24 protein-coding genes are annotated in these 26,944 nt (G+C 66.0%); 10 read left to right on the top strand and 14 right to left on the bottom strand.

Annotated elements, in window-relative coordinates:
* Positions 1 to 24 precede the first annotated feature (24 nt).
* Both X268_RS04190 and X268_RS04185 read left to right on the top strand, forming a co-directional pair.
* On the top strand, positions 25 to 1,230 hold the full coding sequence (locus tag X268_RS04190) for a CaiB/BaiF CoA transferase family protein (RefSeq protein WP_128923752.1): 1,206 nt from the start codon (positions 25 to 27) through the stop codon (positions 1,228 to 1,230).
* Positions 1,231 to 1,295: 65 nt separating this feature from the next.
* Positions 1,296 to 1,943 (top strand): glutathione S-transferase family protein, encoded by a 648-nt coding sequence (locus tag X268_RS04185; protein ID WP_128923751.1) that lies wholly within the window; start codon positions 1,296 to 1,298, stop codon positions 1,941 to 1,943.
* A 37-nt stretch (positions 1,944 to 1,980) separates the two neighbouring features.
* Here X268_RS04185 and X268_RS39210 read toward each other — a convergent pair whose 3' ends face one another.
* The 6 genes from X268_RS39210 to X268_RS04155 all read right to left on the bottom strand — a co-directional run bounded on the left by X268_RS39210 (position 1,981) and on the right by X268_RS04155 (position 7,378).
* Complete coding sequence (locus X268_RS39210) at positions 1,981 to 2,145, bottom strand: hypothetical protein (protein ID WP_164937517.1); 165 nt, start codon at positions 2,143 to 2,145, stop codon at positions 1,981 to 1,983.
* Between the two features lie 57 nt (positions 2,146 to 2,202).
* Positions 2,203 to 3,741, bottom strand: a complete 1,539-nt coding sequence (locus X268_RS04180; RefSeq protein WP_128923750.1) for a hypothetical protein — start codon at positions 3,739 to 3,741, stop codon at positions 2,203 to 2,205.
* A gap of 92 nt (positions 3,742 to 3,833) precedes the next feature.
* Positions 3,834 to 4,826, bottom strand: coding sequence for a hypothetical protein (locus X268_RS04175; RefSeq protein WP_164937516.1), 993 nt, complete (start codon positions 4,824 to 4,826; stop codon positions 3,834 to 3,836).
* Between the two features lie 392 nt (positions 4,827 to 5,218).
* Positions 5,219 to 5,716, bottom strand: a complete 498-nt coding sequence (locus X268_RS04170) for a TPM domain-containing protein (protein ID WP_128923748.1) — start codon at positions 5,714 to 5,716, stop codon at positions 5,219 to 5,221.
* Positions 5,717 to 5,719: 3 nt separating this feature from the next.
* Positions 5,720 to 6,631 (bottom strand): TPM domain-containing protein, encoded by a 912-nt coding sequence (locus X268_RS04165; RefSeq protein WP_164937515.1) that lies wholly within the window; start codon positions 6,629 to 6,631, stop codon positions 5,720 to 5,722.
* A gap of 138 nt (positions 6,632 to 6,769) precedes the next feature.
* Positions 6,770 to 7,378 carry a LemA family protein gene (locus tag X268_RS04155; RefSeq protein WP_128923746.1) on the bottom strand — a complete coding sequence of 203 codons (609 nt, stop codon included), beginning with the start codon at positions 7,376 to 7,378 and terminating at the stop codon, positions 6,770 to 6,772.
* A 246-nt stretch (positions 7,379 to 7,624) separates the two neighbouring features.
* On the opposite strand from X268_RS04155, the gene X268_RS04150 reads away from it, so the two are divergent.
* From X268_RS04150 to X268_RS04140, 3 genes are read left to right on the top strand one after another with little or no spacing between them, the layout of a single operon-like run.
* Positions 7,625 to 8,479 carry an enoyl-CoA hydratase gene (locus X268_RS04150; RefSeq protein ID WP_128923745.1) on the top strand — a complete coding sequence of 285 codons (855 nt, stop codon included), beginning with the start codon at positions 7,625 to 7,627 and terminating at the stop codon, positions 8,477 to 8,479.
* A 5-nt stretch (positions 8,480 to 8,484) separates the two neighbouring features.
* Entirely contained in the window at positions 8,485 to 9,624 is a 1,140-nt protein-coding gene (locus X268_RS04145) for an acyl-CoA dehydrogenase family protein (protein ID WP_128923744.1), read from the top strand.
* A gap of 15 nt (positions 9,625 to 9,639) precedes the next feature.
* Positions 9,640 to 10,836, top strand: a complete 1,197-nt coding sequence (locus tag X268_RS04140) for an acyl-CoA dehydrogenase family protein (RefSeq protein ID WP_128923743.1) — start codon at positions 9,640 to 9,642, stop codon at positions 10,834 to 10,836.
* Positions 10,837 to 11,058: 222 nt separating this feature from the next.
* Here X268_RS04140 and X268_RS04135 read toward each other — a convergent pair whose 3' ends face one another.
* Both X268_RS04135 and X268_RS04130 read right to left on the bottom strand, forming a co-directional pair.
* Positions 11,059 to 13,383 (bottom strand): xanthine dehydrogenase family protein molybdopterin-binding subunit, encoded by a 2,325-nt coding sequence (locus X268_RS04135; protein ID WP_128923742.1) that lies wholly within the window; start codon positions 13,381 to 13,383, stop codon positions 11,059 to 11,061.
* 222 nt (positions 13,384 to 13,605) lie between these two features.
* The gene (locus X268_RS04130; protein WP_128923741.1) at positions 13,606 to 14,481 is read right to left on the bottom strand and encodes a dihydrodipicolinate synthase family protein; all 876 of its coding nucleotides are present in this window, start codon (positions 14,479 to 14,481) and stop codon (positions 13,606 to 13,608) included.
* A 176-nt stretch (positions 14,482 to 14,657) separates the two neighbouring features.
* On the opposite strand from X268_RS04130, the gene X268_RS04125 reads away from it, so the two are divergent.
* The 3 genes from X268_RS04125 to X268_RS04115 all read left to right on the top strand — a co-directional run bounded on the left by X268_RS04125 (position 14,658) and on the right by X268_RS04115 (position 17,205).
* Positions 14,658 to 15,809, top strand: coding sequence for a GGDEF domain-containing protein (locus X268_RS04125; protein WP_128923740.1), 1,152 nt, complete (start codon positions 14,658 to 14,660; stop codon positions 15,807 to 15,809).
* Positions 15,810 to 15,970: 161 nt separating this feature from the next.
* Positions 15,971 to 16,837 (top strand): S1C family serine protease, encoded by an 867-nt coding sequence (locus X268_RS04120; protein ID WP_128923739.1) that lies wholly within the window; start codon positions 15,971 to 15,973, stop codon positions 16,835 to 16,837.
* Positions 16,834 to 17,205 (top strand): response regulator transcription factor, encoded by a 372-nt coding sequence (locus tag X268_RS04115; RefSeq protein WP_128923738.1) that lies wholly within the window; start codon positions 16,834 to 16,836, stop codon positions 17,203 to 17,205. The genes X268_RS04120 and X268_RS04115 overlap by 4 nt, the downstream gene beginning before the upstream one ends.
* Here X268_RS04115 and X268_RS04110 read toward each other — a convergent pair.
* The 4 genes from X268_RS04110 to X268_RS04095 form a co-directional block, all read right to left on the bottom strand.
* On the bottom strand, positions 17,200 to 18,270 hold the full coding sequence (locus X268_RS04110; RefSeq protein ID WP_128923737.1) for a sensor histidine kinase: 1,071 nt from the start codon (positions 18,268 to 18,270) through the stop codon (positions 17,200 to 17,202). The genes X268_RS04115 and X268_RS04110 overlap by 6 nt on opposite strands.
* Complete coding sequence (locus X268_RS04105; protein WP_128923736.1) at positions 18,257 to 18,949, bottom strand: response regulator transcription factor; 693 nt, start codon at positions 18,947 to 18,949, stop codon at positions 18,257 to 18,259. The genes X268_RS04110 and X268_RS04105 overlap by 14 nt, the downstream gene beginning before the upstream one ends.
* Positions 18,950 to 19,049: 100 nt before the next feature.
* Complete coding sequence (locus tag X268_RS04100; RefSeq protein WP_128923735.1) at positions 19,050 to 19,475, bottom strand: hypothetical protein; 426 nt, start codon at positions 19,473 to 19,475, stop codon at positions 19,050 to 19,052.
* A 171-nt stretch (positions 19,476 to 19,646) separates the two neighbouring features.
* Entirely contained in the window at positions 19,647 to 21,989 is a 2,343-nt protein-coding gene (locus X268_RS04095; protein WP_128923734.1) for a Tex family protein, read from the bottom strand.
* A 316-nt stretch (positions 21,990 to 22,305) separates the two neighbouring features.
* Here X268_RS04095 and atzD point away from each other — a divergent pair, with 316 nt between their 5' ends.
* Together atzD and X268_RS04085 are read left to right on the top strand one after the other, a co-directional pair.
* The gene (atzD, locus tag X268_RS04090; protein WP_128923733.1) at positions 22,306 to 23,415 is read left to right on the top strand and encodes a cyanuric acid amidohydrolase; all 1,110 of its coding nucleotides are present in this window, start codon (positions 22,306 to 22,308) and stop codon (positions 23,413 to 23,415) included.
* Between the two features lie 127 nt (positions 23,416 to 23,542).
* A complete protein-coding gene (locus X268_RS04085) occupies positions 23,543 to 25,018 on the top strand; it encodes an amidase (RefSeq protein ID WP_164937514.1) in 1,476 nt (491 codons plus the stop codon).
* 120 nt (positions 25,019 to 25,138) lie between these two features.
* Here X268_RS04085 and X268_RS04080 read toward each other — a convergent pair whose 3' ends face one another.
* Together X268_RS04080 and X268_RS04075 are read right to left on the bottom strand one after the other, a co-directional pair.
* On the bottom strand, positions 25,139 to 26,365 hold the full coding sequence (locus X268_RS04080; RefSeq protein WP_128923732.1) for an LON peptidase substrate-binding domain-containing protein: 1,227 nt from the start codon (positions 26,363 to 26,365) through the stop codon (positions 25,139 to 25,141).
* Positions 26,366 to 26,549: 184 nt separating this feature from the next.
* Positions 26,550 to 26,870, bottom strand: a complete 321-nt coding sequence (locus X268_RS04075) for a hypothetical protein (protein ID WP_128923731.1) — start codon at positions 26,868 to 26,870, stop codon at positions 26,550 to 26,552.
* Between the last annotated feature and the right edge of the window lie 74 nt (positions 26,871 to 26,944).

The following is a 26,944-nucleotide window of genomic DNA, read 5'->3' as shown; positions in this document are numbered from 1 at the left end:
CAAGAGCGAGGGAGCGACGCTGCGATGGAAAAAGGCATCTTTTCAGGCCTGAAAGTTCTGGATTGCGCGAGCTTCATCGCAGCGCCCGCGGCCGCGACCGTGCTGTCGGATTTCGGCGCCGACGTCATCAAGATCGAACCGCCCGGCGCCGGAGATCCCTATCGCAACCTGCCAAACCTGCCGGGCTATCCCACCGGCGAGCACAATTTCGCCTGGCTGCTGGAAGCGCGCAACAAGAAGAGCATCGCGCTCGACCTCGCCAAGCCCGAGGCGCAGGCGGTGCTCTACAGACTGGTGGAAGAGGCCGACGTCTTCATCACCAACATGCCGCCGCCGGTGCGCGCCAAGCTCGGCATCACCTATGACCATCTCGCCCATCTCAACGACCGGCTGATCTACGCCTCCTTCACCGGCTATGGCGAGAAGGGCGAAGAGGCCAACAAGCCCGGCTTCGACAGCAACGCCTATTGGGCGCGCTCCGGCCTGATGGACCTCGTCCGCGCCGACACCGGCACCACGCCGGCGCGTTCCGTCGCAGGCATGGGCGACCATCCCTGCGCCATGGCGTTCTACGGTGCCATCGTCACCGCGCTGTATCAGCGCGAGAAGACCGGCAAGGGATCGCATGTCGCCTCCAACCTGATGGCGAACGGCGTATGGGCGGCGAGCGTGCTGGCGCAGGCCAAGCTCTGCGGCGCCAAGTTCGGCGAGCGGCGCCCGCGCGAGCGCGCGCTCAACGCGGTCGCCAATCACTATCAGTGCAAGGACGGCCGCTGGCTGATCCTGTCGCTGCTGAACGAGGAGAAACAGTTTCCGGCGCTGGCGAAGTGCTTGGGACGCGAAGACCTCGTCACCGATCCCCGCTTCGCGACCAAAACCGACCGTCACGCCCGCTCGGTGGAGCTGATCAGGATTTTTGACGAGACGTTTGCGACAAAGGACCTTGCCGAATGGCGAAAAATCCTCGACGGCAACGGCCTCGTGTTCGGCGTCGTCGCCATTTTGGACGACATCCCGAACGACAAGCAGATGCTCGACAACGAGGTGCTGGTGCCGTTCGAGAACGACACCATGCTCACCATCAACAGCCCGATCTGGATCGACGGAGCCAAGAAGGTGCAGCCGCGCAAGCCGCCCGCGGTGGGCGAGCACAGTGACGAGATTTTGCGTGACGCGGGATACGATGAAGCCGCGATCAAGCAGCTGCGCGGATCGGGGGCGGTCGGGTAGCGCCATCGCTTCCTGGGGCAAACTCGCTATTTACTCGCAGCAACAAACACGCGTCGCGAGGTCCCATGCCGCTCTACCGCCTGCACTACTTCCCCGAATCAGGCAACAGCTACAAGCTGGCCCTGATGCTCACGCTTTGCGGCGAGACCTTCGAGCCGGTGTGGACCGATTTTGCCGGCGGCGTCACGCGCACTCCGGAGTGGCGCAAGGCCGTCAACGAGATGGGCGAGATTCCCGTGCTCGAGATCGACGGCGTGAAGATGACGCAGACTGCGCCGCTGCTCTTGAAGCTCGCCGAACAGTATGGCCGCTTCGGCGCCGAGACGGAGGCTGAAAAATTCGAGCTCTTGCGCTGGCTGTTCTGGGACAACCACAAGCTCACTGGCTACATGGCAACCTATCGCTTCATGCGCGCCTTCAGCGAGAAGAACGATCCGCAGGTGCTGAAGCATTTTCGCCGGCGGCTCGAAGATTTTCTCGGCATCCTCGACGGACATCTCCAGCACAATGACTTCGCGATCGGGGCAAGGCCCACGGTCGCCGATATCTCGATGATGGCCTATCTGCATTATCCCAGCGACGAGCACGGCTTCGATTTCGCCACGAGCCATCCCGCCATCCGCGCCTGGCTCGGCCGCGTGGCCGCCCTGCCCGGCTGGAAGTCGGCCTACGAGCTGCTGCCGGGACAGCGAATGACGAATTACGCGAAGTAAGGATTCCTTGCCCTCACCCGGGCGAAAAATTCGCAGCTCACCTCAGCGACAGCCAGCCGAGCGTGAACAGAATGCCGCCGATGATGACGGCCACCGCAATCGCCCAGATGCTGACGCGGGCGCTGCCGGTGACCTGCTTGGCTTCCTCGTTCCGCGCGATCTGGCGATTGCGCGCCTTGTTGGCATTGCCGGTATCCGTCATGGGTCATCCAAATCGAACAAGCTTTGTCTTGCCCGTGACCCTTTTGCGGATCACGCGCTAACGCGTCTTGATGAAGCACATGCCGATGCGGCGCGAGGCCGCGGCAGCCTGACAGGTGAGACCGTTAGCACAGCTCCATGACGTAAAACTCTCATCTCGCGTTCCTGATCCCGCATCTTGCAGGGAACAATGGGCGCCCCAGCCGTCCTGGTATTCGCTGCCGGCCAGCTCCCGGCTGCCGCGGGTCTGCGGCCGGCTGGCAAATCCGCGTGAGAAATCAGGACGTTTGCCCGCGGCGAACGCGGTCAGGATGTCGCGGCGGCGGAGCTGATCGCCGACGAAATGCGGCGAAGCCGGCACGATGGTGGAATTGGACGGCTTGTCGGCGAGCCAGTCGACACCAGGGAAGTGGAAGCCGCCGATGCCGCGGGTCTGGTGGCAGCCGGCGCAGGTGACGTCGTTGAGACGGCGCTGGAAGCCCGCAACCGAGCGGATGTTCTGAATCTCGCCGCGCGCGGCGGCCTGCTTCAACGCGCCGACGACGTCGTTGTCGGTGAAGACCGGATCGCCGCTCCCCTCGCCTTTTCCCTCTCCTTGCATCATGCCGAACTCCGGCTGCAGGGCGGAGGCATCGAGGCCGACGGGTGTCGGCACCACCGCAGCCCTGGCCAGGAATTTTTCCGGGATCAGCACCGTGCCGCGATCAAACTCGCGCAAGTTCTCGGGTGCGAGCAGCCAGGCCTTGAAGTCGCGTCGGAGCGCATCGTCGGCGAGGATGCGGTCACGGTCGATCTGGTTCTCCAGCGCCGCTTCCTCGAACTGCTTCGTGGCCGCGTTGTACTTGAACACCTTGAGCAGATAGTCGGAGCGGAAATCATGCAGCGCCGATTTCGGCGCGATGGAGACCTGAATGTTGGTCTCGATGCGATCGAGCATGGCGTCGTCTCGACCGCGGATCAGCTCCTGCCAGTTGCCGTTGTCGAGCCACCGCCGCGCGATCTCGGCGCAGCTGACCGGCTTGCCGTTCCCGGCCGTCTGCCGTGCATCGCGCGCCTTCATCACCAGATTGAGTGTCATCGGCAGCCGCGCCGCGGTCTTGCCGCCGTCAGGCTTGGTGTCGAAACGCGCGAGACGGTAGATCAGCCGGATCTCGCCGCAGGACTCTTCGTCGACATAGGCGCGGTCCATGCGGTTGACGATGCCGGCCAGCACGAAGCGCGTGTCGGCGGATGTCAGATTGGCGCGGTCGAACAGCTGCACGTCATAGCCCTCGCCGACGCCGATGGTCTCGGTCGGATAGGCCGCCTTCTGCCGCGCAACGTAGCGGTCGAGCTCCGCGTCGATCGCGGGCGGAATTGACGCAAGCAGCGGTAACCGCGAGAACATGAGGTCATTGGTCAGCGGCGCCTCGAACGTCCGATCGGGCTGCAACAGGTGCGACAGTGTGAGGGCGCCGCTCTGGTCAAGGTTGCGCAGGAGATCGGGATCGGTGATGGCCGTGCCGCGCAAAAGCTGCGCGGTCTCCGCTGCCGACGGCGAGGCGGCACCGCCAAGCAACACGGCGGCCAGAACGAGAATTCGCAACGCGCGGCTCATGCCTGAGGTAACACCGCGGCGGGAGGCCTATTCAAGTAAAAAGGCGCTTCACGCGGTGGTGAAGCGCCCCTTGGAAGTTGGAGATCGAACGCTCAGCGCGAGACGATCAGGCCCCTGCTGGTGACGACCACCCAGCGGCCGTCCTGGCGGCGGATGGCGTCGACACGGCCCACCCCGGGGATGGGATCGCCGGGATAGACCTCGTAGAGGCCGTCGCGGCCCTCGATCAGCGCACCGCCATTGGCGGCGTTGCGCAGCCGCCAGCCCTCGATCGTCGGCAGACGGCCGACCTCGGTCTTGGGCGCGGCGGGCACGGGCGCTGCGGCCGCAACCTGCGTCGGCGCGATCGAGCCGGTGGTCTCCTTCGCGGGCGCGGCAGCCGCGGCCTGCGCAGGGGCTGCGGGCGGCGCGGCGCGAAGCTTGTCGATGGTCTCGGACAGCTTGGCGATCTTGGCCATCGGCTCGGCCTGCGCCCTCTCGAGCTTGTCGAGGCGGTCATTGGCCCGGTTGATCTGGCTGACGCCGGTCTTCGAGCTTTGCTCGACATTGGCCTTCAGCGCGACGAGATCGGCATCGATCCGCGCGACGGAAGCATCGAGCGCGCTGGTGTCGGCGACCTGGACCGGCGCCTGGGCCGGGCTTGCGAAGTGCATCATGCCAGCGGTTGCGAGCGCGCCGCTGATCGCGCCGACGCCGGCGGCAATCGCCACAACCGCGGCCATGGCCGAGAGCCGGCGCTTGCTGCCGGCCTCGCGCGGCTCGTCTGCCTTCATATGCGGAGCAAAATCCTCGCGGTCCCAAGAGCCGTTCCACGAGCGATCCGAGGGCGCCATGACGATGAGCTTGCCGGGCTTCGGCTCGGGCCTGGTCTCGGCTTTGGCCTCGACCGTCGGCACCTCGACCTTCGAAGCCTCGAGCTTCGAAGCCTCGATCTTTGGCGGCTCGACCTTCACCGGATCCGGTTTGGGCGGCGCCTCGTGGTCGGGCGCGATCGAGGGGGCGTCGATCCCGGCAGCCTCGACAGCCTGCGGCGCGGTCGTTCCTGTTTCGACGACGCTGTTATCCTGGGCAGCCTGCTCAGCCATTGGTTCGCTCACAGTTCAAATACTCCGCTCTGGATTGACCTTTTGGTAACTTTCATTGCTTGCGAAATCCTTACCTCAGGACCCGCTTACCGAAATTTTAGGAAGTTATCCGGGGCCGAATTGAGCCGGGAAGATGGAACCGGTGTGGCGGGCGTGAAACAATTTGTAACCGGCCAAGATGAACGGCGGCGGAATGCGTAAAGCCCGGCACAACTCCCCACCCGTCATCCTGAGGTGCGAGGCGTGCGCTGCGAAGCAGTGCGCGCGGAGCCTCGAAGGATGAACGGCCAAGCTGCCGCAGCCGGGCCGCGCCCTTCGAGGCTCGCCGAAGAGGCGAGCACCTCAGGGTGACGGTCAGAGAGCAATAACGGAGCACGCGACGCGCGCTCCGGTCACATCACGACGGGCGCATCCGGCAGCTCGTTCGCATGCGGTCCCTGCGGCGGGAAGTGCTTTGCCAGCTCGCGCGACACCGCTGCGATGCCGGCGATCACGCCGCGCTCGAACTGGTTCGAGCTGAATTCGGCTTCCATCGCGCGGCAGATGCTCTCCCAGCCCGCAGCGCCGACCTTCGCGTCGATGCCGCGATCGGCGATGATCTCCACATCGCGGTCGGCGAGCAGGAGATAGATCAGGACGCCGTTATTGTGTGCGGTATCCCAGATGCGCAGATGCGAGAACACGTCGAGCGCGCGCGCTCGCGCCGGCTGGTTGCGAAACAGCGGCACGCCGTCGAGTGCGCCTTCGACCACGAAGCGGACCTGGCCGGAATGAGTGGCTTCGCCTTGCTTGATCGCCTGCTCGATGCGGTCGAGTACGGCTTGCGGGAAAATCTGCTTCGCCCGCCAATGATGCTGCACGAGATGCCTGGCAATGCGCTTGATGCTCATGTCCTACCAGCTCCCCGAGGCACCGCCGCCGCCAAAACTGCCGCCACCGCCACTGAAGCCGCCGCTGTCGCTGGACGATCCGCTGCTCCAGCCGCCTCCCGATGAGCCGCTCGACCAGGAGCCGCCGCGCGAGCGGCCCGTGCCTGGCGTGATCGCCGAAAACAGATCAGCGATAAATCCGATGATGAAGCCGAGCACGCCGACGGCCGCGGCGAGCGCCGCGGAGCCGAGGATGAACCAGGTCACCGCCGCGATGATGCCGCCGGTCACCAACGAGCCGAGCAGCCGTCCCAGGATCGCGCGGAAGAACCCGCCGACGCCGATCGAGGCGAACAGCGCCACGGCAAAGACCGGGGCGAGGTCGTCCAGATTATGGGCGAAGTTGACGCTGCGCGATGGCGACGGCAGCGGCTCGCCGTCGATCACCCGCATCATGCGGTCGACGCCCGCGCCGATGCCGGCGGCGAAATCGCCGCTCCTGAACTTGGGCGTGATGTCCTCGTCGATGATGCGCCGCGAGGTGACGTCGGTGAGCGCGCCCTCGAGGCCGTAGCCGACCTCGATGCGCAAATGCCGGTCGTTCTTGGCAACGACGAGGATCGCGCCGTCGTCGACCTTCTTGCGCCCGATCTTCCAGCCCTCCGCGACGCGGATCGAGAACTGCTCGATCGTCTCCGGCTGCGTGGTCGGCACGATCAGCACGGCGATCTGGCTGCCCTTGCGCGCCTCGAAGTCACGCAATTTCTGCGACAGGGAGGCGATGTCGCTGCTCGACAGCGTGCCGGTCTGATCGACCACGCGGCCGGTGAGCTGGGGGACGGCGACCTCGGCCAAGGCGGGAAAGGCAACGGCGAGGAGTAGCGCTACGGCGAGGACAGCCGCGGTGAAGGCCGAACAAGACAACCTCGCTGTCATCGCCCGGCTTGACCGGGCGATCCAGTATTCCAGAAACGCCGGCGGGATACGGAGAGGCCGCGGCGTACTGGATTCCCCGCTTACGCGGGGAATGACGACGGAGTGTGAAGCTTGGCACATTCGCAAAACGGCGAGCAGCTACTTCGACGGCGCGGGCGCCGGATTGAAATCCACCTTCGGCGCGGTCGAGATCGCCTTCTCGTTCTCGACCGTGAAGTTCGGCTTCTCCTTGTAGCCGAACATCATCGCGGTGAGGTTGCTCGGGAAGGAACGGATGGTGACGTTATAGTCCTGCACCGATTTGATGTAGCGGTTGCGCGCTACCGTGATGCGGTTCTCGGTGCCCTCGAGCTGCGACATCAAATCCTTGAACAACGCATCGGACTTCAGCTGCGGGTAGTTCTCGGTGACGACCAGCAGGCGCGAAAGAGCGCTGGAGAGCTCGCCCTGGGCGGCCTGGAATTTCTGGAAGGCCGCCGGATCGTTCAGCACTTCCGGGGTCGCCTGGATGCTGCCGACCTTAGCGCGCGCATTGGTGACGCCGAGCAGGACGTCCTTCTCCTGCTGCGCAAAGCCCTTCACCGAGTTGACGAGATTGGGCACGAGGTCGGCACGACGCTGATACTGGTTCACGACCTCGGACCAGTTGGCCTTGATCTGCTCGTCCTCGCTCTGGATCGCGTTGTAGCCGCAATTGGTAAGGCTCAGCGAGGCCAGCGCTGCCAGCACGGTCAGGATCTTGCGCATCAAATTTCTCCCGGTGGAATCTGGTGCAAATTACCAGATGGGACACGCAAGACGCCAGCTTGCCGATGTCATTCCGGGGCGCGAAGCGAACCCGGAATCTCGAGATTCCGGGTCTGGTCCTTCGGACCATCCCGGAATGACTGCGGTGGATGGGGCGCTCCAGCCGGCTGACGCAAGCCTCTTGCCTATCGCAGGCCGACATAGTCAACTCCCGCCAAACAAAGCGGAAAAGCCAAGGGGAACGTCATGACCTCGTTCGAGACCGTCCTCGTGGAGAGGCCTGAGCCCGCGATCACCCGGGTCGTGATGAACCGGCCCGAGGCCCGCAACGCGCAGAACCTGCAAATGACCTACGACCTCAACGCCGCCTTCGATGCGGCGGTGCAGGATGATGCGGTCAAGGTGATTATTCTCGCCGGGAACGGCCCGCACTTCTCCTCCGGTCATGACCTCCGTCCCGGCGGCAAGAACGCCGCCGGCGTCGATTTTCCACCGATCGGCAATTGGGGCGGTTTCGCCGAGCCGAACGCGCACGGCCGGTTCGCGCGCGAGCAGGAAATTTATCTCCAGATCACGCGGCGCTGGCGCAACCTGGCAAAGCCGACCATTGCCGAGGTGCACGGCAAGTGCATCGCCGGCGGGCTGATGCTGGCCTGGGCCTGCGACCTCATCATCGCCAGCGACGACGCCCAGTTCTGCGACCCCGTCGTGACCATGGGCGTCTGCGGCGTCGAATGGTTCGTGCACCCCTGGGAGCTGGGCCCGCGCAAGGCCAAGGAGTTCCTGTTCACGGCCGACAGCTGGAGCGCGCTAGAAGCGCACCAGCTCGGAATGGTCAATCAGGTCGTGCCGCGCGCGGAACTGTCATCACGCGTGCTGGAGCTGGCACGCCGGATCGCGGCAAAGCCGTCCTTCGCACTCAAGCTGACCAAGGAAGCGGTCAACCGCTCGGTTGACGTGATGGGCCAGCCTGCCGCGATCGACCAGGCCTTCGCCCTGCACCAGCTCTGCCACGCCCATAATCTTCAGGAGTTCGGCATGATCGTCGATCCATCCGGCCTGCATCCCTCCGTGCGCAAGCCGCCCGCGGCGGCGGAGTAGACGCCATGGACCTCAATCTCAGCGACGAGCAGAAGCTGCTGCGCGACAGCGCGGAGCGCTTTGTGGCCGGCAGCTATGATGCCGATCATCGCCGCAAGATGGCAAACGATCCGCTCGGCTTCAGCCCTGCGGTGTGGAAGCAATTCGCCGAGCTCGGCTGGCTGGCGCTGCCGCTGCCCGAAGAGCTCGGCGGGCTCGGCGGCGGCGCGGTCGAGATCGGCATCCTGATGGAAGCCTTCGGCCGCGGGCTGGTATCGGAGCCCTATGTCGCGACCGTGGTGCTGGGCGCCGCGCTGATCGCCAGATGCGGCACCGCGGAGCAGAAGGAGGCGAGCCTGCCCAAGGTCGCGGACGGATCACTGAAGCTTGCGTTTGCGCATTCCGAGCGCGCGGCAAGGTTCGATCTCGCCAAGGTCGCAACCAGCGCCAACAAGACGGCGCAAGGCTGGCGCCTTTCCGGCAGCAAGATCGCGGTGCTCGACGGCCACGCCGCCGATGAGATCATCGTCTCCGCAACTCTGCACGACCATCATGGGCCCTCGGGGCGGATCGGCCTGTTCGTGATGCCGGCAACGGCGCCGGGCCTCGGCATCTCCGACTACGCCCGCCTCGGCGGCGGGCGTGCCTGCAACATCGAGCTGTCCGACGTGCATCTGCCCGAGGACGCGCTGCTCGGCGACGGCCGCGATGCGCTGCCGGCGATCGAATGGGCGGTGGATGGTGCCATGGCCGCGTTGGGTGCGGAAGCGATCGGCATCATGCAGACGCTGCTGGAGACCACGCTCGAATACACCAAGATCAGAAAGCAGTTCGGCCGGCCGCTCTCGGCCAACCAGGTGATCCGCCATCGCCTCGCCGACATGGCGATGCAGGTCGACGAGGCGCGCTCGATGGCGCTGCGGGCTGCGCTGAAGCTGGAAGCTGCGCCGATCGAGCGGGCGCGGGCCGCGTCGGGCGCGAAGGCGAAGATCGGCAAATGCGCGCGCTTCGTCGGCGAGCAGTCGATCCAGCTTCACGGCGGCATGGGCGTCACCGAGGAGCTGGAGGTCGGCGCCTATTTCAAGCGGCTCGTCGCCTTCGACACGCTGTTCGGCGGCAGCGCGCATCATTATGCCCGCCACGCCGAGCTTGGCCGCAGGGCCTGACACCGGGAGAGCCTCATGGACCTCAGTTTCAATGCCGAGGAGCGCGCCTTCCAGAGCGAGGTGCGCGGCTTCATCGCCAAGAACCTCACCGAGGAGATGAAGCGCGCGACCGCGCTGACGCCGTCGGTGTTCTCCGATCCTGACATCGGCATGGCCTGGCAACGCGCGCTGCACGCCAATGGCTGGGGCGCGCCGGGCTGGCCGGTCGAATATGGCGGGCCGGACTGGACGCCGGCGCAGCGCTGGATCTTCGAAACCGAATGTGCTCGCGCCGGCGTGCCCAATGTCAATGTCATGGGCGTGAAGATGGTCGGGCCCGTCATCATCGGCTTCGGCTCGCCGGGGCAGAAGAATTTCTACCTGCCGCGGATTCTCTCCGGCGAGGATTATTGGTGCCAGGGCTATTCCGAGCCGGGCTCCGGCTCGGATCTCTCCTCGCTGAAGACGCGCGCGGTGCGCGACGGCGACGACTACATCATCAACGGCACCAAGATCTGGACCACGCATGCGCACCATGCCAACCGCATGTTCGCGCTGGTGCGCACCAGCGACGGGCCGCGGCAGCAGGACGGCATCAGCTTCATCCTGATCGACATGAAGACGCCGGGCATCACCACCCGCCCCATCCTCACCATCGGCGGCGACCACGAGGTCAACCAGGTGTTCTTCGACGACGTGCGCGTCCCCGTGGCCAACCGCGTCGGCGACGAAGGCAAGGGCTGGACCTACGGCAAATATCTGCTCGAGTTCGAGCGCGGCTCGGGCATTGCCTCGGCCAAGCTGCGCGAGGGGCTGAAGGCGATCGCCGATCTTGCCGAGTCCGATTTGACGGGCCGCGCCATCGACAGTCCCGATATCGCGACGCGGATCTCCGAGGTCGAGATCGACATCGACGCGCTGGAGATGACCGAGCTGCGCGTGCTCTCGGCGCTGCAGACGGGACAGAATCCCGGCGCGGTGTCGTCGATCCTGAAGCTGCGCAACAGCGAGATCCGCAAAGCCGTGACGCGGCTGGGTGTCGACGTGATCGGTCACGACGCGCTCGCCATCGAGCCGATGCGCCCGCTCTACAAGCTCAACCACGAGCCGGCGACGCCCGAGGAGATGCTGACGGTGGTGCCGGAATATCTCAACGGCCGCGCCTACACCATCTTCGGCGGCACCTCGGAGATCCAGCGCGATATCATCGCGAAGATGATGCTGGGGATTTAGCCAACCTGGCGCGCCCCCTCCGCCGTCGTCCGGGACAAGCGTAAGCGCAGATCCGGGACCCATAGCCACAGGAAGATGCGGTTACGGGGACTCGGAGTTACCGACTTGGCGCCACAACCACTCCCTGTGGCTATGGGTCCCGGATCGGCGCGCGCTTATGGCGCGCTTGTCCGGGACGACAGTTAAATGTGCCGCGACAACCAGCGCAACAAAGCGCTGCGGCTAACCCGCTGCCTTCGCGTCCCTGATCGCCTGCCAGATCTTCTGCGGCGTCAGCGGCGTATTGAGCTGGGTGATGCCGAGCTCGGCGAGTGCGTCCATCACGCCGTTGGTGACGCAGGGCGGGCCGCCGATGGCGCCGGATTCGCCGCAGCCCTTGGCGCCGAGCGGATTGGTGCGGCAGGGCGCGGAATCGTCCAGCGTCACTACAATCGGCGGGACGTCGTCGGCGCGCGGGATGCAGTAGTCCTGGTAGCTCGCGGTCAGCAGCTGGCCGTCAGCGTCATAGGACGCGCCCTCATACAGCGCCTGGCCGATGCCTTGCGCGACGCCACCATGGATCTGGCCGGTGACCAGCATCGGGTTCACGGCGACGCCGACGTCGTCGACCGTGGTGTAGCGCACGACCTTGGAGACCCCGGTCTCCGGATCGATCTCGACCTCGCAGATATGCGTGCCGTTCGGCCAGCTCGGCCCGTCGACCTCGCCTTCGGAATCGACGCTGAGCTTGGCACCGCTCTCCTTCTCGGCGAGATCGAACAGGCTGATGCGGCGGTCGGTGCCGACCACGGTGAGCATGCCGCCCTGATACTCGATGTCCTCGATCGAGGTCTCCAGCACGTTCGCCGCCTTCTCGCGCGCCTTCTGGATCAGATCATTGGAGGAGACCGCGACCGCGGTGCCGCCCACGAACAGCGAACGCGAGCCGACGCTGCCGAAACCCATGGCAAGATCAGTGTCGCCCTGCACCACGTCGATCTTCTCCATGGGAATGCCGAGCGTGTCGGAGATCATCTGGGTGTAGGTGGTCTGCAAGCCCTGCCCCATCGCCATGGTGCCGGAATGCAGCACGACGCGGCCTTGCGAGGTGGCGTGCAGGCTGACCTTCTCGGTATGGGCACGGCCGCCGGTCCATTCGATGTAGGAGGTGAGACCGCGGCCGTAGAGCAGGCCCTTCTTCTTCGCCGCCTTCTTGCGCGCGGCAAAGCCGTCCCAGTCCGCGAGCTTCACGGCGCGGTCGAGCATATGCGCGAACGCGCCGGAATCGTAGACTTGCCCTGCCGCATTGGTGTAGGGCAGCTGCGCCGGCTTGATGTAGTTGGCTTTGCGGATCGCACGCGGATCCATGCCGATTTTTCGCGCAGCGGCGTCGAACAGGCGCTCGACGATGAACACCGCTTCAGGGCGACCCGCGCCGCGATAGGCGCCGACCGGCGCGGTGTGGGTCATCACCGACTGCACCTCGAAATGCACCAGCGGCAGGTCATAGACGCCGGTCTGCACGAACGGCCCGAGCACCAACGGGATGATATTCGCCGCGCCCGAGGAGTAGGCGCCGGTGCAGCCGATCGACTTGACGCGATAGGCCAGCACCTTGCCCTTCTCGTCCAGCGCGAAGGACGCCGTGGAGGTAAGATCGCGGCCGTGAGTGCCGCCGACGAACTCGTCGGTGCGGTCACCGCGCCAGCGGATCTTCTTGTTCAGCTTGGTCGCGGCGTAGGCGACGATGCCGTCCTCGGGATAGAGGTTGGTCTTCTGGCCAAAGCCGCCGCCGATGTCGCCGACCAGCACGCGCACGCTGTCCTTGGGACGCTTCAGCACGGCCTCAGCCAGCACGTCGCGGGTCGAGGCCGGCGTCTGCGATTGCACGTGCAGCAGGAGACGGCCTGACTTCTTGTCGATCTCGGCAATGGTCGAGCGCGGCTCCATCGCGGAGGGAACGAGGCGCTGGCTGACGAGATCGAGCTCGACCGTATGCGCGGCCTTGGCAAACGCCTCGTCGACCTTGGCGGCATCGCCGTAGGACATCGCGCCGACGATGTTGTCGGGCGCTTCCGGCCAGACCACGGGCGCGCCAGGCTTGACGGCTTCGGCGGGATCGACCACTGCCGGCTGCACGTCATATTCGACGACGATCGCCTCGGCCGCGCTTTGCGCTTCCGCGCGGGAGGCAGCCACAACGGCGGCCACCGCTTCGCCGGCGTAGCGCACGACCTCATGGGCCAGCAGACGGCGCGGCGGCACCGTCATCGGCTTGCCGTCGGGGCGCTTGAAGATGCTGAGGGTCGGGATGCTGCCGATATCGTCCTTGACGAGATCGGCCCCGGTATAGATCGCAGTGACGCCGGGCATCGCGGCCGCGGCGCTGGTGTCGATCGAGGCGATCTTGGCGTGGGCATGCGGCGAGCGCAGCACGTGCAACCACAGCGCGCCGTCTTGCGGCTTGTCGTCGATGAATTGCCCCTTCCCGGTGAGCAGCCGCTGGTCTTCCAAACGCTTGACGGGCTGGCCCGCTCCGAAACGCAAATTGCCGGGAAGAATGTTCATTCCGTGGGGTCCTCAGGGTCTTTTCGAAACTGCGGGCAGCCTTTTAGCGGATCGACCAACGGCGCACCAGTCGCGGTTTTGGGCGGGATATCCACGATTTCGGCATGTCCCCAAAGCCACCGTCATTCCGGGGCGATGCGCAGCATCGAACTATGGTGCGCAATTGCGCACCTGAGAATCTCGAGATTCCGGGTTCGTCCTGCGGACGCCCCGGAATGACAGCTACGCCAGCTCCCGCAGCGCCGCTTCCACGACCTTGCGCGCGTCCGCCGTCAGCGGGGCCTGCGGCGGAATGGGGGCGCCGACGTCGTAGCCCTGGATCGCAAGCCCCGCCTTGATGCAGGCGGCGAGGTTGAAGCGGGCGAAGGCTTCGTTGATGCGCCAGAGCCGGCGCTGGAGCACCATGGCCTCGTCCCAACGGCCGGCCTTGCAGAGCTCGTAGAGCATGACGCTCTGGCGCGGGATGATGCAAGCAGGTCCCGCCATCCACCCGAGCCCGCCGATCAGCATCACCGCAGCCGGAATATGGGCTGAGGCCGAGAACACGCGCAAGGCGTCCCCGCAGCGGTTCATGATCGAGAGCAGCCGGCCCGTGTTGGTCGAGGCATCCTTGATGTAGCCGATGCGCGGATGCTCGGCGAGGCTCGCGATGACGTCGAGCGTCAGATCGGAGCGCTGAAATTGCGGGTTGGTGTAGATGACGACGGGAATATCGACGGCATCCGCAATGGCCCGGAAGTAGGATCCGACCTGGGCGTCAGCGAGCGGGAAATACGCTTCCAGGATCGCGAGGATGCCGTCGGCCCCACACTTCTGGTACGCTTTCGCCTGCGCCACCGCGTCCGCCGTCGAGGTCGAGGCGCCGCCCGCCACGACAGGCACGCGGCCCTTCGCGGCCTCGATCGTGGTCTGCACGACCGCGCTGCGTTGCGCCGCATTGAGGTAGGCGAATTCGCCGGTCGAGCCGAGCGGCGTCAAGCCGTGCACCCCGGCGCCGATCAAGTCGTCGCAGAGCTTGCCGAGGACTTCGGTGCGCACGATGCCGCCGGCATCGACGGGTGAGACCAGATAGGGGAAGACACCGCGAAATTCGGACATGGCGGGCAAGATTCCCAGGACATCGGGGCGCTGCAAGGCCTCGTCAATCGCTGCTAACATGCGAGGAAATCGTCGGCAAGTTTGGCATTGACCACTCCTTAAGGATGTTGCACGCCGGCTAGCATGTCGCGTCACTCTCCTACCCTATGTTAGGGAGTGACGGCGATGGTGCCGGCATGCCTCTCACAGTGCTGTCCAGGTATTTGCATCCCGATCCGCGCATTCGGCGCGAGCTCGTCGATCTCCTGTACACATCGCTACCGCAGGTGTTCGCCATCGGCGTCACCTCGGTGACGGGTGCCGTGGCGTTGACCGTTATGAGCGGCGATATCGGCTACGCCGCGATCTCGCTCTTCATCTTCATCACGGCCGCGGCCCGCATCTATTCCCTGTTCCGCTACCGGTCGCGCGCGGCTCAATTCTCCGATGCCGACGTGATCCGCTGGGAACGGCTTTACGGGGCCGGCGCCTCCGCCTTCGGCCTTGCGCTCGGCCTGCTCTCCTATCGCGCGCTCGAGATCGACGACGCCCCCGGTGCCTGGATCGCGTTCGGGCTCTCGATGTCGTTCTGCGTCGGCATGGTTTCGCGCGCGGCGATCCGTCCGTGGATCATCCTCAACACGGCGGCCGTCCTGTTGCTGCCGACCATCGTCGGCGGCCTGTTGAGGCCCGAATTCGCCTACAAGATCGGCGCCATCATGCTGGTGTTCTTCTGGCTGACCCTGCGCGAGGCCTCCAAGCACCTCAGCGCCGCTTTCGTGGAGCGCCTCGAAGCCAAGCACCGCCTGGCGCGGCAGGCCACCCACGACTTCCTCACGGGACTGCCGAACCGCGCCGCGTTCTTCCAGACGCTGGCAGACACACAGGGCGACTTCGCCATCGTCGCCATCGATCTCGACGGCTTCAAGCCGATCAACGACCGTCACGGCCATCAAGCCGGCGACGACCTGCTGCGTCAGGTGGCGGAGCGGCTGTCGCTCTGCGTCGGCGGCGGCGGCATCGCAGCACGTTTCGGCGGCGACGAGTTCCTGATGCTCAGGCCGGTTGCGGCAGGCGACGACGGCCGCAAGGAGGCGCTCGCGCTGGCGCGCCAGGCCATTCGCGATCTCTCGATGCCATTCCTGCTGGCGGACATTCCGGTCCGCATCGCGGCGAGCGCTGGCATTCTCGTCAGCACCGGCGCGGTGACCGCAGCGAAGGCCTCGCAGCTGCTGGAGCGAGTCGACCGCGCCCTCTACGTCGCCAAACGCGGTGGAGGCGGACGCTGGACCTGGTCGGACGAGGATACCGTCCTCGAACGCGCTGCAGGCTCTCGCCGAAATCCTTGAGGCCGTGGGGCGCAATTTCGGGATTGCTACACGTTCCCGTGAGCTCTTCCCAATCACATGTTCGTCGGCCGTGCTCCTACGGACCGCCAGTCCTGGCCACCAGGCCAGTTTCGCGTTTCCTCGCGGCATCCCAGATTGAGGGCAACATACAGGAGGCCGCCATGACCGCCCCAACTCCCCTATCCTCACTGTCGTCCGCGTTCGCGGACGTGGTGGCGCGCGCAGCGCCGTCCGTCGTCTCCGTGCATTCGCATCGTGCCCGCGCGACCGGCTTCGTCTGGAAACCCGGCCTGATCGTCACCGCCGACGAGGCGCTGGCCGACGAGGGCGAGGTCGAGATCGGCCTCTCCGACGGCAGCAGGGTCCCCGCCACGATCGCCGGCCGCGATCACACCACCGACATCGCGCTGCTCCGCGCCGACGTCGCGACAACCCCGGTCAAGCTTGCAGCGATCGTCCCGCCGCTGGGCGCCTTGTCGATCGTGGTCGCCACCAACCGCGAGACGCCGAGCGCGGCGCTCGGGATGGTGTCGGCATCCGGCAACGGCTGGCGCTCCTTGCGCGGCGGCGAGATCGATGCGCGGATCGAGCTCGACGTCCGCCTGCGCGAAAGCCAGCAGGGCGGCGTGGCGCTCGATGCATCGGGGCAAGCTTTCGGCATGGCCGTGCTCGGCCCGCGGCGCGTTCTGGTGATCCCGACGGCGACAATCGAGCGCGCTGCGGCCCAGCTGGAGACGCGCGGCCGCATCGCGCGGGGATATCTCGGCCTCGGGCTGCAGCCCGTCCGGCTCGATGACGGCATCGGCGCGATGGTGATGAATGTCGACAAGGCCGGGCCGTCCGCCGCGGCCGGCATCCGCCAGGGCGACGTGATCATAGGGGTCAACGACCAGAAGCTGTCCGGCGTGCGCGCGCTGTCGCGCTCCCTGGGACCGGCAAGCGTCGGCGCGGTCGTCGACGTCGCGGCGCGCCGCGGCGGCGAGCCGATCAGCTTCAAGGTCACGATCGGCGAAAGGCCGGAGGCGTGAGCGCGGACAAGGCGCCGGAGATCGTGCTCGCCCTGGAGGTCGACGATCCCGCCCTCGCCGACCGCCTGACGGCGCTGCTCGGTAATGTCGCCGGGCTGCGTCTTGCCGGGCCCGGCGAGCAGGCCACCGCCACGGTCGTCGCCCGCGACCCACGTGTCAGCCCTGCGGACATCGCGCTGACGCAGCGCGAGCTCGACGTGCTGGCGCTGATGGCCGAGGGCGCCTCCAACAAGATGATCGCGCGGCGGCTCGGCATCTCCGTGCACACCGTCAAATTCCATGTCGGCTCGCTGCTCGACAAACTGGACGCCACCGGCCGCACCGATGCGGTGGCGCATGCGGCGCGCCGCGGCGTCATCGAGCTATGACGTCGCGGGGAAGCTGAGCTCGACCGTCAGCCCCGGCGCGTTGTCACGCAACACGATCTCGGCGCCATGGAGGCGCGCGACCGCGGCGACGAGACTGAGGCCGAGTCCGTTGCCCGGCGTGTAACGGCTCTGCTCGAGCCGGTAAAAGCGCTTGAAGACGTGATCCTGCTGGTCGGCCGGAATGCCCGGACCATCATCGGCGATGGCGATCACCGCGCCGCCATCAATGCTGCGGCACGTCACGGTCACCTGCCCGCCTTTGCGACCGTGCTTGATCGAATTGTCGACGAGGTTGGCGATGGCATCGAACAGCAGGTCGCGATCGCCGGTGACCGCTACCCGGCGGTCTCCGGCAAGGCTGAGCCTTGTCGCAACCTGCTCGGCGGCGGCATCGTAGAGCTCGACCACCTCGCCGGCGATCTCGGCGAGGTCGAGCGCGCGGAAGGCGCCGGTGCGGGCGCGGGTCTCGATCTCGGAGATCCGGGTGATGGACGCGAACATGCCGAGCACGGCGTCGAGATCGGCGATGGTGTCGCCGATCAGCGCGGCATCGGCCTCGCTGTTGCGCTCGTGGTGATAGGCCTTTTCCAGCCGGCCGCGCATGCGCGTCAATGGCGTGCGCAGATCATGGGCGACGTTGTCGCTGACCTGCTTGACCTCGCCCATCAGCGTCTCGATGCGATCGAGCATCTGGTTGAGGTTTTCGGCAACACGGTCCCACTCGTCGTTGCTGCCGCGCAAGGGGATCCGCCGGTCGAGGCCGGAGAGCATGATGGCACGGCTGGTGGCATTGATCTCCTCGATCCGCCCCACCGTACGCCGCGTCACCAGCACGGCCGCAAGGCCGGCGAGCACGAGCAGCAGTCCGGCAACGGCGGCCATCGCGAACTCGATCGTGCCGATGAAACCGTCGTGATCGACGGCGGCGCCGAGCCGGCTCTCCACATAGGCCAGCGTTCCGAAATAGACATAGGCCATGATCGTCGCGACGATCAGCCCGAATGCCGCGATCGCGATCAGCGCCAGACGGAAGGTCGAGGAGCGGAGCGTCTTAGCCAGGAGCACGGAGGCAATATCCGATGCCGCGGATGGTGTGGATCAGCGGATAGGCCTGGGCATCATCGACCTTGCGGCGCACGCGCCCGACATAGACGTCGATGATGTTGGTGGAGGGATCAAAATGCAGGTCCCAGACATGCTGGAGCAGCATGGCACGGGAAATGACCCTGCCCTCGTTGCGCGCGAGATACTCAAGCAGCTGGAACTCGCGCGGCAGCAGCGAAATCTTGCGGCCGCGGCGGAACGCAGCCCGCTCGATCAGGTCGATGGCGAGATCGCCGACCCGCAGCAACGTCTCCTTGGCGATGGTCTCACTGCGGCGGCCGAGCGCCTCGAGTCGCGCCAGCAATTCGGTGAAGGAGAACGGCTTGACGAGATAGTCGTCGCCGCCGGCGCGCAGGCCGCGCACGCGGTCATCGACCTCGCCCAGTGCAGAAATGATCAGGAACGGCGCGGCGACGCCGTCGTCGCGCAATTGCCGCATCACGCTGATGCCGTCGATATCGGGCAGCATCCGATCGATCGTGATCACGGCATAATCGCGCGCGGCGCCGTGGCTCAGGGCTTCGCGCCCCGTTGCTGCAAGATCGACGTCGTAGCCGGAGGTCGTCAATTCCTCGACGAGCTGGCCTGCGGTTTCCGGATCGTCCTCGACGACCAGGATGCGACGGTGACCTCCGGTCATGCAAAACTCCGCGCGACGATCGCCACCAGACTATCCCGTTCCGGGGCTGGACGGAACCGCCCGGTGGCGACCGCGACAATGGTGCGGAACGGCGATGCGACTACCAATAGTCTCCGCACACATTGACCCATTGCCACCCATAGGGCGTCAAGCTCCGGCGCCAGCAGCCGTCGTCGTAGCCGGCGTAGAAATAGGGCGCGCCGAAGACGGCGAAACGGCCGAAATGGTGGTGATGATGGAAGCCGTGGTGGCCGTGCCAGCCTGCGCCGGCGAAGCGCGGCCCGATCGCCGCATGCGCGAAGCGGGCCCCGCCGAAGGCCGGCCCGCCGACGTGAGCGAAGTGTGCACCGCCCATACCGCCGGCCCGCATGCCGCCAAATCCGCCAGCGTGCATGCCGCCGCCGAAATGACCGCCACCGCCAAAGCCACCATGGCCGCCACCGCCGCGCGCAAGCGCCGGTGGCGCGACCGCCATCATGGCTGCGATCACGGTCGCCGTGAGGCCTTTGAGAAGCCTGTTGTTCATCGGAACGTCCTCCTTGCAGCGCGACGGTCTCCGTGCCGCGCGAGGAGGATCAGATGAGAGCAAGGAACCGGCAGCTTCAACTTACAAACGCGCCAGATTCTGACGCGGGTGTTAAGGAAGCCATGGTCTGTGACCCTCTCTCCCTGTTCTTACGGGGAGAGAGATTGAGTCTCACACCCGCTTGCCGCCGCTCTTCTCCGCCGCGCGGCGCAGCGCCTCAGCGAGGGCGCCGCCGCCACCGGAAGACGACTCCTGCTTGCGCGGCGCCGATGAGGTCATGCGCGACGGGTTGCGCTGATTGTTGTCGCGCTGCATGCCGGGGGCGTCCTTCTTAGGCCCGACCTCGTCGTCGAGGCGCAGCGTCAGCGAGATGCGCTTGCGCGCGACCTCGAAGTCCAGCACCTTGACCTTGACGATGTCGCCGGGCTTCACCACCTCGCGCGGATCCTTGATGTAGGTCTTGGACATCGCCGAGATGTGCACGAGACCGTCCTGGTGCACGCCGATGTCGACGAAGGCGCCGAAGGCGGCGACGTTGGTCACGGTGCCCTCGAGGATCATGCCCTTCTTGAGGTCCTTGATCTCCTCGACGCCCTCCTTGAACACCGCGGCCTTGAACGCCGGACGCGGGTCGCGGCCGGGCTTTTCCAATTCCTTCAAGATGTCGGTGACGGTCGGCAGGCCGAAAGTCTCGTCGACGAAATCCTTCGGCTTCAAGGTGCGCACGATCTCGCTAGAGCCGATCAGCGCCTTGATGTCGCTCTTGGTCGCCGCCAGGATGCGGCGCACGACCGGATAGGCTTCCGGATGTACGCCCGAGGCATCGAGCGGATCTTCGCCGCCGAGAATGCGCAAGAAGCCTGCGCACTGCTCGAACGCCTTCGGCCCGAGCCGCGGCACGTCCTTGAGCGCCTTGCGCGACTTGAACGGGCCGTTGGCGTCGCGGTGCGCCACGATGCTCTGCGCTAGACCCGAACCGACGCCCGAGACGCGGGCGAGCAGCGGCGCCGAGGCGGTGTTGACGTCGACGCCGACGGCGTTCACGCAGTCCTCGACCACGGCATCGAGCGATTTCGCCAGCTTGGCCTGGCCTAGATCGTGCTGATACTGGCCGACGCCGATCGCCTTGGGCTCGATCTTGACGAGCTCGGCGAGCGGATCCTGGAGCCGCCGCGCGATCGAGACCGCACCGCGCAGGGTGACGTCGAGGCCCGGCAGCTCTTCCGAGGCGAAGGCGGAGGCCGAATAAACCGACGCGCCGGCTTCGGACACCACGATCTTGGACATCTTCAGCTCGGCGAGGCCCTTGACCAGCTCGGTCGCGAGCTTGTCGGTCTCGCGCGAGGCGGTGCCGTTGCCGATCGCGATCAGCTCGACCTTGTGCTTCATCGCGAGCCGGCCGAGCGTCGCCAGTGACTCGTTCCATTGCCGCTGCGGCTCGTGCGGATAGATCGCAGTGGTGTCGACCACCTTGCCGGTCGCATCGACCACCGCGACCTTGACGCCGGTGCGGTAGCCGGGGTCGAGCCCCATGGTGACGCGGGTGCCCGCGGGCGCGGCCAACAGGAGATCGCGCAAGTTGGAGGCGAACACGCGCACGGCCTCGGTCTCGGCCGAGTTCCACAGCCGCATGCGCAGATCGATGTTGAGATGCACCTGGATCTTGGTGCGCCAGGCCCAGCGCACGGTGTCGATCAGCCAGCGGTCGCCGGCGCGCTTGAGGTCGGCAATGCCGAACCGCTTCATGATCTTGAGCTCATAGGCGCTCGGCACGCCCGGCGGCGGCGCTTCCGCCTCGGCCTGAATTTGCAGATCGAGGATCTCTTCCTTCTCGCCGCGGAACATCGCGAGGATGCGGTGCGAGGGCAGCTTGGTCAGCGGCTCGGAGAAATCGAAATAATCGGCGAATTTCTCGCCCTCGGTCTTCTTGCCGTCGCGCACCTTGGAGGCCATGCGCGCATTGGTCCACATCTCCTCGCGCAAGGCGCCGATCAGGTCGGCATCCTCGTCGAAGCGTTCGACCAGGATGGCGCGGGCACCGTCGAGCGCGGCGGCGGCGTCAGCGACGCCCTTCTCGGCGTTGATGAAGCCTTCCGCCACGACCTTCGGATCGTTGCCGGGCCCGGCGAGCAACTGGTTGGCCAGCGGCTCAAGGCCGGCTTCCTTGGCGATCTCCGCCTTGGTGCGGCGCTTCGGCTTGAACGGCAGATAGATGTCCTCCAGGCGCGCCTTGCTGTCGGCGGCCATGATCGAGGCTTCGAGCGCGGCATCGAGCTTGCCCTGCTCGCGGACCGATTCGAGGATGGCCTTGCGGCGGTCCTCGAGTTCGCGCAGGTAGACCAGGCGCTCCTCCAGAGTGCGCAATTGCGCGTCGTCGAGCGCACCGGTCGCTTCCTTGCGGTAGCGCGCGATGAAGGGAACCGTGGCGCCGCCGTCGAGCAGCGTCACCGCCGCCTCGACCTGCTCGGCCCGAACCCCAAGCTCCTGCGCAATTTTCTGGTTGATATTTGCCACGCGAGAATCCCTCTATCCTAGCACGCGGGCGCGGGGGCGAACCACCGGCCGCGGGACGCCGCTTATGGACCAACCCAGGTTGATTCATCAAGGTGCGGGGCGCAACCGTCGACAGAGGATTTTTTTGCTGAACCGATGCGATCTCGCCACATTCGTGGAGCCGGTGGCTGTTCACGATACGAAGACTTTATCGTCTTCTCGTCCTGGCTTTCGCCAGGACGACGCCGGGAATGGCGCAGATGGCCTGGGTATCTTGACAGCCGCCCCATTACCCAGGCTGGTTGCACTGCCGGACCGCCGAACCAAGGGACCACTCATGCGTACGACATCGGTCGGCGTCTTCAAGGTCGTCACCACGGGCCCCGGCGACGTCTCCGGCCTCATGACCATGATCGGCTCCGGCGCGATCGATCCCGAGTCGATCCTCGCCATTCTCGGCAAGACCGAGGGCAATGGCGGCGTCAACGATTTTACCCGCGAGTACGCGGTGGCCGCGCTGTGCACGGCGCTGGCACCCAAGCTCGGCCTGTCGCCAGAGGCAGTCGAGCAACGCATCGCCTTCGTGATGTCCGGCGGCACCGAGGGCGTGCTCAGCCCGCACATCACGGTGTTCACGCGCCGGCTCGATGTCGATCCGGTGGATCGCTCCGGCAAGCGCCTCGGCATCGGCATGGCGCACACGCGGGACTTCCTGCCCGAGGAGCTCGGCCGCTCCGCGCAGGTCACCGAGACGGCCAAGGCCGTGCAAGCCGCGATGGCGGATGCCGGCATCACTGATCCCACGGATGTCCATTTTGTGCAGATCAAGTGCCCGCTGCTGACCAGCGAGCGTGTCGCGGCGGCAAACGCGCGCGGCAACAAGACGGCGACGACGAACGCTTACAGCTCGATGGCCTATTCGCGCGGGGCTTCCGCGCTGGGCGTTGCGGTCGCGCTCGGCGAGATCGGCTCCGATGTCCGCGACGAGGATGTGCTGCGACGCCACGATCTTTTCTCCAGGGTGGCCTCGACCTCGTCCGGGATCGAGCTGATGCATAATGTGGTCATCGTGCTCGGCAATTCGGCCTCGTCAGCGAGCGAGTTCGTGATCGGGCATGCCGTCATGGAGGATGCCATCGACGCCGCGGCGGTGATATCGGCATTGAGCAGCGTGGGGCTTGGCGTGGCCCCGCAGAGCATCGCGGGCCACGAGCTCGTCAACATCTTCGCCAAGGCGGAGGCTTCGCCTGATGGCAGCGTGCGCGGCTTCCGCCACACTATGCTCGAAGACACCGACATCAGCTCGACACGCCACGCCCGCGCAGCGGTCGGCGGCCTGATCGCGGGCCTTGCCGGTACCGGCGCGGTCTACGTGTCCGGTGGCGCCGAGCATCAGGGACCGGCCGGCGGCGGCCCGGTTGCAGTGATCGCGCGACTGTCGGATTGATAGGGCCGGCACCCCGAATCCTCCGACCCCTCCGCCCGGTGCAACCCTGCCCCTCGCGCCGGCTCAGTTGATTCAGGCGGTCCCTTGCGAAAAAGGTGGCGCCACTATCTGAGGGGATTTTGATTTCATGACCTTGCCGATGAGCTGGAATGAATGGGCGCAGCACGACGGCGTCGCGCTGGCGGGGCGTGTCCGCAAGGGCGAGCTGACGGCGAAGGAGCTGGCGCGCCAGGCTGCCGCGGGCGTTGCCAAGGTCAATCCGGCGCTGTCGGGCGTGGTCGAGCTATTCGAGGACGTGATCGCCGATCCCGCCAAGGACGGCGCCAATCTCGCAGGTCCCTTTGCCGGCCTGCCTTTCCTGATGAAGGATCTCGGGCCGACCATGAAGGGCCGGCTGCAGGAGATGGGCTCATTGCTGATGCGCGGCAATCGCGCCGCGGCCGATACGTTCCTCACCGGCAAATTCCGGCAGGCGGGGCTCAATTTGATCGGACGCACCACCACACCGGAGTTCGGCGTGTGCTCTTCGGCCGACAATCCCGCCGTCTATGTCACGCGCAATCCCTGGAATACCGACTACACCACCTGCGGCTCGTCGGCGGGCAGCGCCGCGATGGTTGCCGCCGGCGTGGTGCCGATCGCGCATGCGACCGACGGCGGCGGCTCGATCCGCATTCCCGCCGGCGTCAACGGCAATATCGGCCTGAAGGTCTCGCGCGGCGTGTTCTCGCTCGCTCCCCACATGTCCGACCTCACCGGTCTCGTCTCGATTCAGGGCTGCCAGTCGCGCAGCGTGCGCGACACCGCCGCCTTCGTCGATCACGCGCGCGGGCCTGCGCCCGGCGAGTTCATGCCGTTCTGGACCACCGCGCAGCCCTATTCCGAGATGATCAAGCGGGATCCGTCGAAGCTGCGCATCGCGTTGTCCCACACCTGGGGCAACTACACCGCGGCGCCCGAGATCGCAGCCGAGCTGGAGAAGGCCGGACGCTTGCTCGAAGGCCTCGGCCATCACGTCGACTATGCGCTGCCGGAGATCGACCTTCCCGCCGCATTCGAGGCGCAGACCACCTGCTACATCTCGAATTTCGCGGTGGTGATCTCCAACATGCTCGCCGCGCGCGGACTGGAGAAGCCGCCGGAGGGCCTGATCGAGCCCATGAACATCCGCATCTGGGAAGCCGGCCGCCACACCAGCTTCGCCGAGCGGGCGAAGATGCAGGGCGTGTTCAACACGACCTCGCGCGGCTTCGGTGCATTCTTCGAGCAGTGGGACGTCATCCTGACGCCGATCACGGCACTGCCGACGCCGAAGGTCGGCACCAGGGAATATCTCACCATCTCCGACAATCCCGACGTGCGCGACTGGTTCGAGAATCTCTGGCGCTTCTTCGCCTTCACGCCGCTCGCCAATCTCTGCGGCATGCCCGCGGTCTCGATGCCGATGGCAGCGCAAGACCACGGCCTGCCGCTCGGCATCCAGGCCATCGCCAAGCAGGCCAATGACGGCCTGTTGCTGCAGCTCGCCGCCCAGATCGAGCGCGCGCTCGACGGCAAGTGGAACGGCGGCAAGACCGCGAAGGTGCATGTGACCAAGGCGTGAGCTGCCGCCGCGTCCTGCTCTAAAGCGCGATGAGATTTAGATGAATCGTCATCGCGCTTTAGGTTGTTGTTTGCGCATGATCTTTCCGGAAAACGGCTTCGCACTTTTCCGGATCATGCTCTAGCCCTTGTCCTTGGCACTCGCTTTCGCGATGGCCTTGTCCACGCGCCAGCGTGATACGTCCTGCTCGGCGAGGAAGCGCACCGCGGGACTTCGTGTCTCCGGAAACAGAGCGACGAGTGCATTGGCGCCGGTCACCGCGGGATTGCCGACCTCCTGGGCAAGCAGCGCGCCCCGACGATCGACGCGCTGGAATGCAGCGGTCGGCACTGCGGTGCCGGTCTCGACCACGATGTGAGCGAGCTCCTTATCGAGATAGTCGGTCAGGCTCTGCCTGAGCGTGCCGAGATCGGCCTTGCAGGCCTGCAGGACAGGCGCGGCATCGCCGTCTTCGGTCAACGCCAGCAGAAGGTGCTCCAGCGTCGCAAACTGATGGCGGCGCCGGTCGGCAAGATCAAGCGCCCGGCGGCGCGTGGCGACATAGGCCGGAGCGAACGGGCGGGACGAGGCGTCAAGCAACGCGTCGATCTTCTCCAGCCGCTTCATGGGATCTAGGATGGCCAGCAACTCGTACTTGTCCTTGACCGAGAGCTTCATCCGCGTCGCTATCGTATCGGCGATATGTCCGATGTCGGACGTCCGATCAAAGAACGACCAGACGTCCGGCATCAGCAGACCGTGGGCCGCCGCGTAATCCTCGAAGCGCTGGATGGTTCGGCGGACCAGGTCAGGCGCCTCCGCAGGCGGGCTCTCGGGCAGTTCGAAAGCCTCGGACCGGTAACCGTCATTCGTCGCCGCGAAGCTGCGAAGCCCGACGCGGCGGAGTCCGCGGGTCAGGACCCTGATCGAGCCGTCGGAGAGCCGTTCGAGCTCGACCAATTGAGCGAGCAGACCAACCTCGTGGACGTCGGCAAATTGCGGCTCATCGACGGCCGCATCGCGCTGGATCGCGCAGACCATCTGGCGTGCGCCCTCGAACGCATGGTTGAGCGCCAGCACCGTATTCTCGCGCCCGACGAACAGCGGAAAGCTTGCGTTTGGAAACGGTACGAAATCGCGCAACGGCACCGCCGGATAGACCGCGGTCGAGCTTTTGAGCCTTGCGATCGGCACCGGCGTGTCGCGACGCCCGGTCTGAAGCATTGCCGACAATGTATTCCAGTCGGCAACGCCCAGCATCCTCGACACCAGTTCGAGGCTTTCGCTGTGACTGATGGTGACGGCCTTGGTGATCAGGGATTCGCGCAGGGTCTGCGCCATAGCCTTGGCATCGCGAAAATCGCGCATCGGTTCTTCCTCTGCATGAGCGATCCAGATGTATCAGGCGGTTGCGTTGCTGACCCGGACGCTCGGGCAAAGGGGAGGCCGATGAAGGCTCGATACGTTCACCATTCCACGGAGGGTGCAACCGGCAGGTCGTATCAACCTGCACGGAAGGTGGCGCAAAGATAAATCGCTGTCAATTGCGATCTCAGTTCTTCACGACCGGGATCTCCTCGGCGACCGGCTGCTTCTGGCCCTGCTGGTACATCGCCAGCGCCTTGTCGAGGGCTTCACGCAGCGCCAGCGCCGCGGCCACGCTGCAACGCAGGTGCGCGGTCTGGACCACGTCAACCCTGACGGCGGCACCGACCGGCATCAACAGGTTCGCGGCAAGCTCGATCTGGATCGCGCCGTTGTGATGACCGAAGCAGGACGCGCCGTCGAAATAGATGATCGGCGCACGCTCCGAGCTGGAGCTCGAAATGATGACAGGCCCCTGGTTGGTGGCGGGCGTTTCGGGGTCGGCCATGGGCGCTCCTTGCAGTTCGTCGACGAACAAGCGCCTACCATCGGCGCTTCGGCGCGCCCTGTCGAGGCCAAACC

The organism is Bradyrhizobium guangxiense (assembly GCF_004114915.1).
GTDB lineage: Bacteria > Pseudomonadota > Alphaproteobacteria > Rhizobiales > Xanthobacteraceae > Bradyrhizobium > Bradyrhizobium guangxiense.
This window is presented reverse-complemented; position numbering and strand designations above follow the sequence as displayed.

Bases quoted from the DNA above. Each gene is read 5' to 3' on its own strand.
- X268_RS04190 (WP_128923752.1), top strand. From the start codon at position 25: ATGGAAAAAGGCATCTTTTCAGGCCTGAAAGTTCTGGATTGCGCGAGC.
- X268_RS04185 (WP_128923751.1), top strand. From the start codon at position 1,296: ATGCCGCTCTACCGCCTGCACTACTTCCCCGAATCAGGCAACAGCTAC.
- X268_RS39210 (WP_164937517.1), bottom strand. From the start codon at position 2,145: ATGACGGATACCGGCAATGCCAACAAGGCGCGCAATCGCCAGATCGCG.
- X268_RS04180 (WP_128923750.1), bottom strand. From the start codon at position 3,741: ATGAGCCGCGCGTTGCGAATTCTCGTTCTGGCCGCCGTGTTGCTTGGC.
- X268_RS04175 (WP_164937516.1), bottom strand. From the start codon at position 4,826: ATGGCTGAGCAGGCTGCCCAGGATAACAGCGTCGTCGAAACAGGAACG.
- X268_RS04170 (WP_128923748.1), bottom strand. From the start codon at position 5,716: ATGAGCATCAAGCGCATTGCCAGGCATCTCGTGCAGCATCATTGGCGG.
- X268_RS04165 (WP_164937515.1), bottom strand. From the start codon at position 6,631: ATGACAGCGAGGTTGTCTTGTTCGGCCTTCACCGCGGCTGTCCTCGCC.
- X268_RS04155 (WP_128923746.1), bottom strand. From the start codon at position 7,378: ATGCGCAAGATCCTGACCGTGCTGGCAGCGCTGGCCTCGCTGAGCCTT.
- X268_RS04150 (WP_128923745.1), top strand. From the start codon at position 7,625: ATGACCTCGTTCGAGACCGTCCTCGTGGAGAGGCCTGAGCCCGCGATC.
- X268_RS04145 (WP_128923744.1), top strand. From the start codon at position 8,485: ATGGACCTCAATCTCAGCGACGAGCAGAAGCTGCTGCGCGACAGCGCG.
- X268_RS04140 (WP_128923743.1), top strand. From the start codon at position 9,640: ATGGACCTCAGTTTCAATGCCGAGGAGCGCGCCTTCCAGAGCGAGGTG.
- X268_RS04135 (WP_128923742.1), bottom strand. From the start codon at position 13,383: ATGAACATTCTTCCCGGCAATTTGCGTTTCGGAGCGGGCCAGCCCGTC.
- X268_RS04130 (WP_128923741.1), bottom strand. From the start codon at position 14,481: ATGTCCGAATTTCGCGGTGTCTTCCCCTATCTGGTCTCACCCGTCGAT.
- X268_RS04125 (WP_128923740.1), top strand. From the start codon at position 14,658: ATGCCTCTCACAGTGCTGTCCAGGTATTTGCATCCCGATCCGCGCATT.
- X268_RS04120 (WP_128923739.1), top strand. From the start codon at position 15,971: ATGACCGCCCCAACTCCCCTATCCTCACTGTCGTCCGCGTTCGCGGAC.
- X268_RS04105 (WP_128923736.1), bottom strand. From the start codon at position 18,949: ATGACCGGAGGTCACCGTCGCATCCTGGTCGTCGAGGACGATCCGGAA.
- X268_RS04100 (WP_128923735.1), bottom strand. From the start codon at position 19,475: ATGAACAACAGGCTTCTCAAAGGCCTCACGGCGACCGTGATCGCAGCC.
- atzD (WP_128923733.1), top strand. From the start codon at position 22,306: ATGCGTACGACATCGGTCGGCGTCTTCAAGGTCGTCACCACGGGCCCC.
- X268_RS04085 (WP_164937514.1), top strand. From the start codon at position 23,543: ATGACCTTGCCGATGAGCTGGAATGAATGGGCGCAGCACGACGGCGTC.
- X268_RS04080 (WP_128923732.1), bottom strand. From the start codon at position 26,365: ATGCGCGATTTTCGCGATGCCAAGGCTATGGCGCAGACCCTGCGCGAA.
- X268_RS04075 (WP_128923731.1), bottom strand. From the start codon at position 26,870: ATGGCCGACCCCGAAACGCCCGCCACCAACCAGGGGCCTGTCATCATT.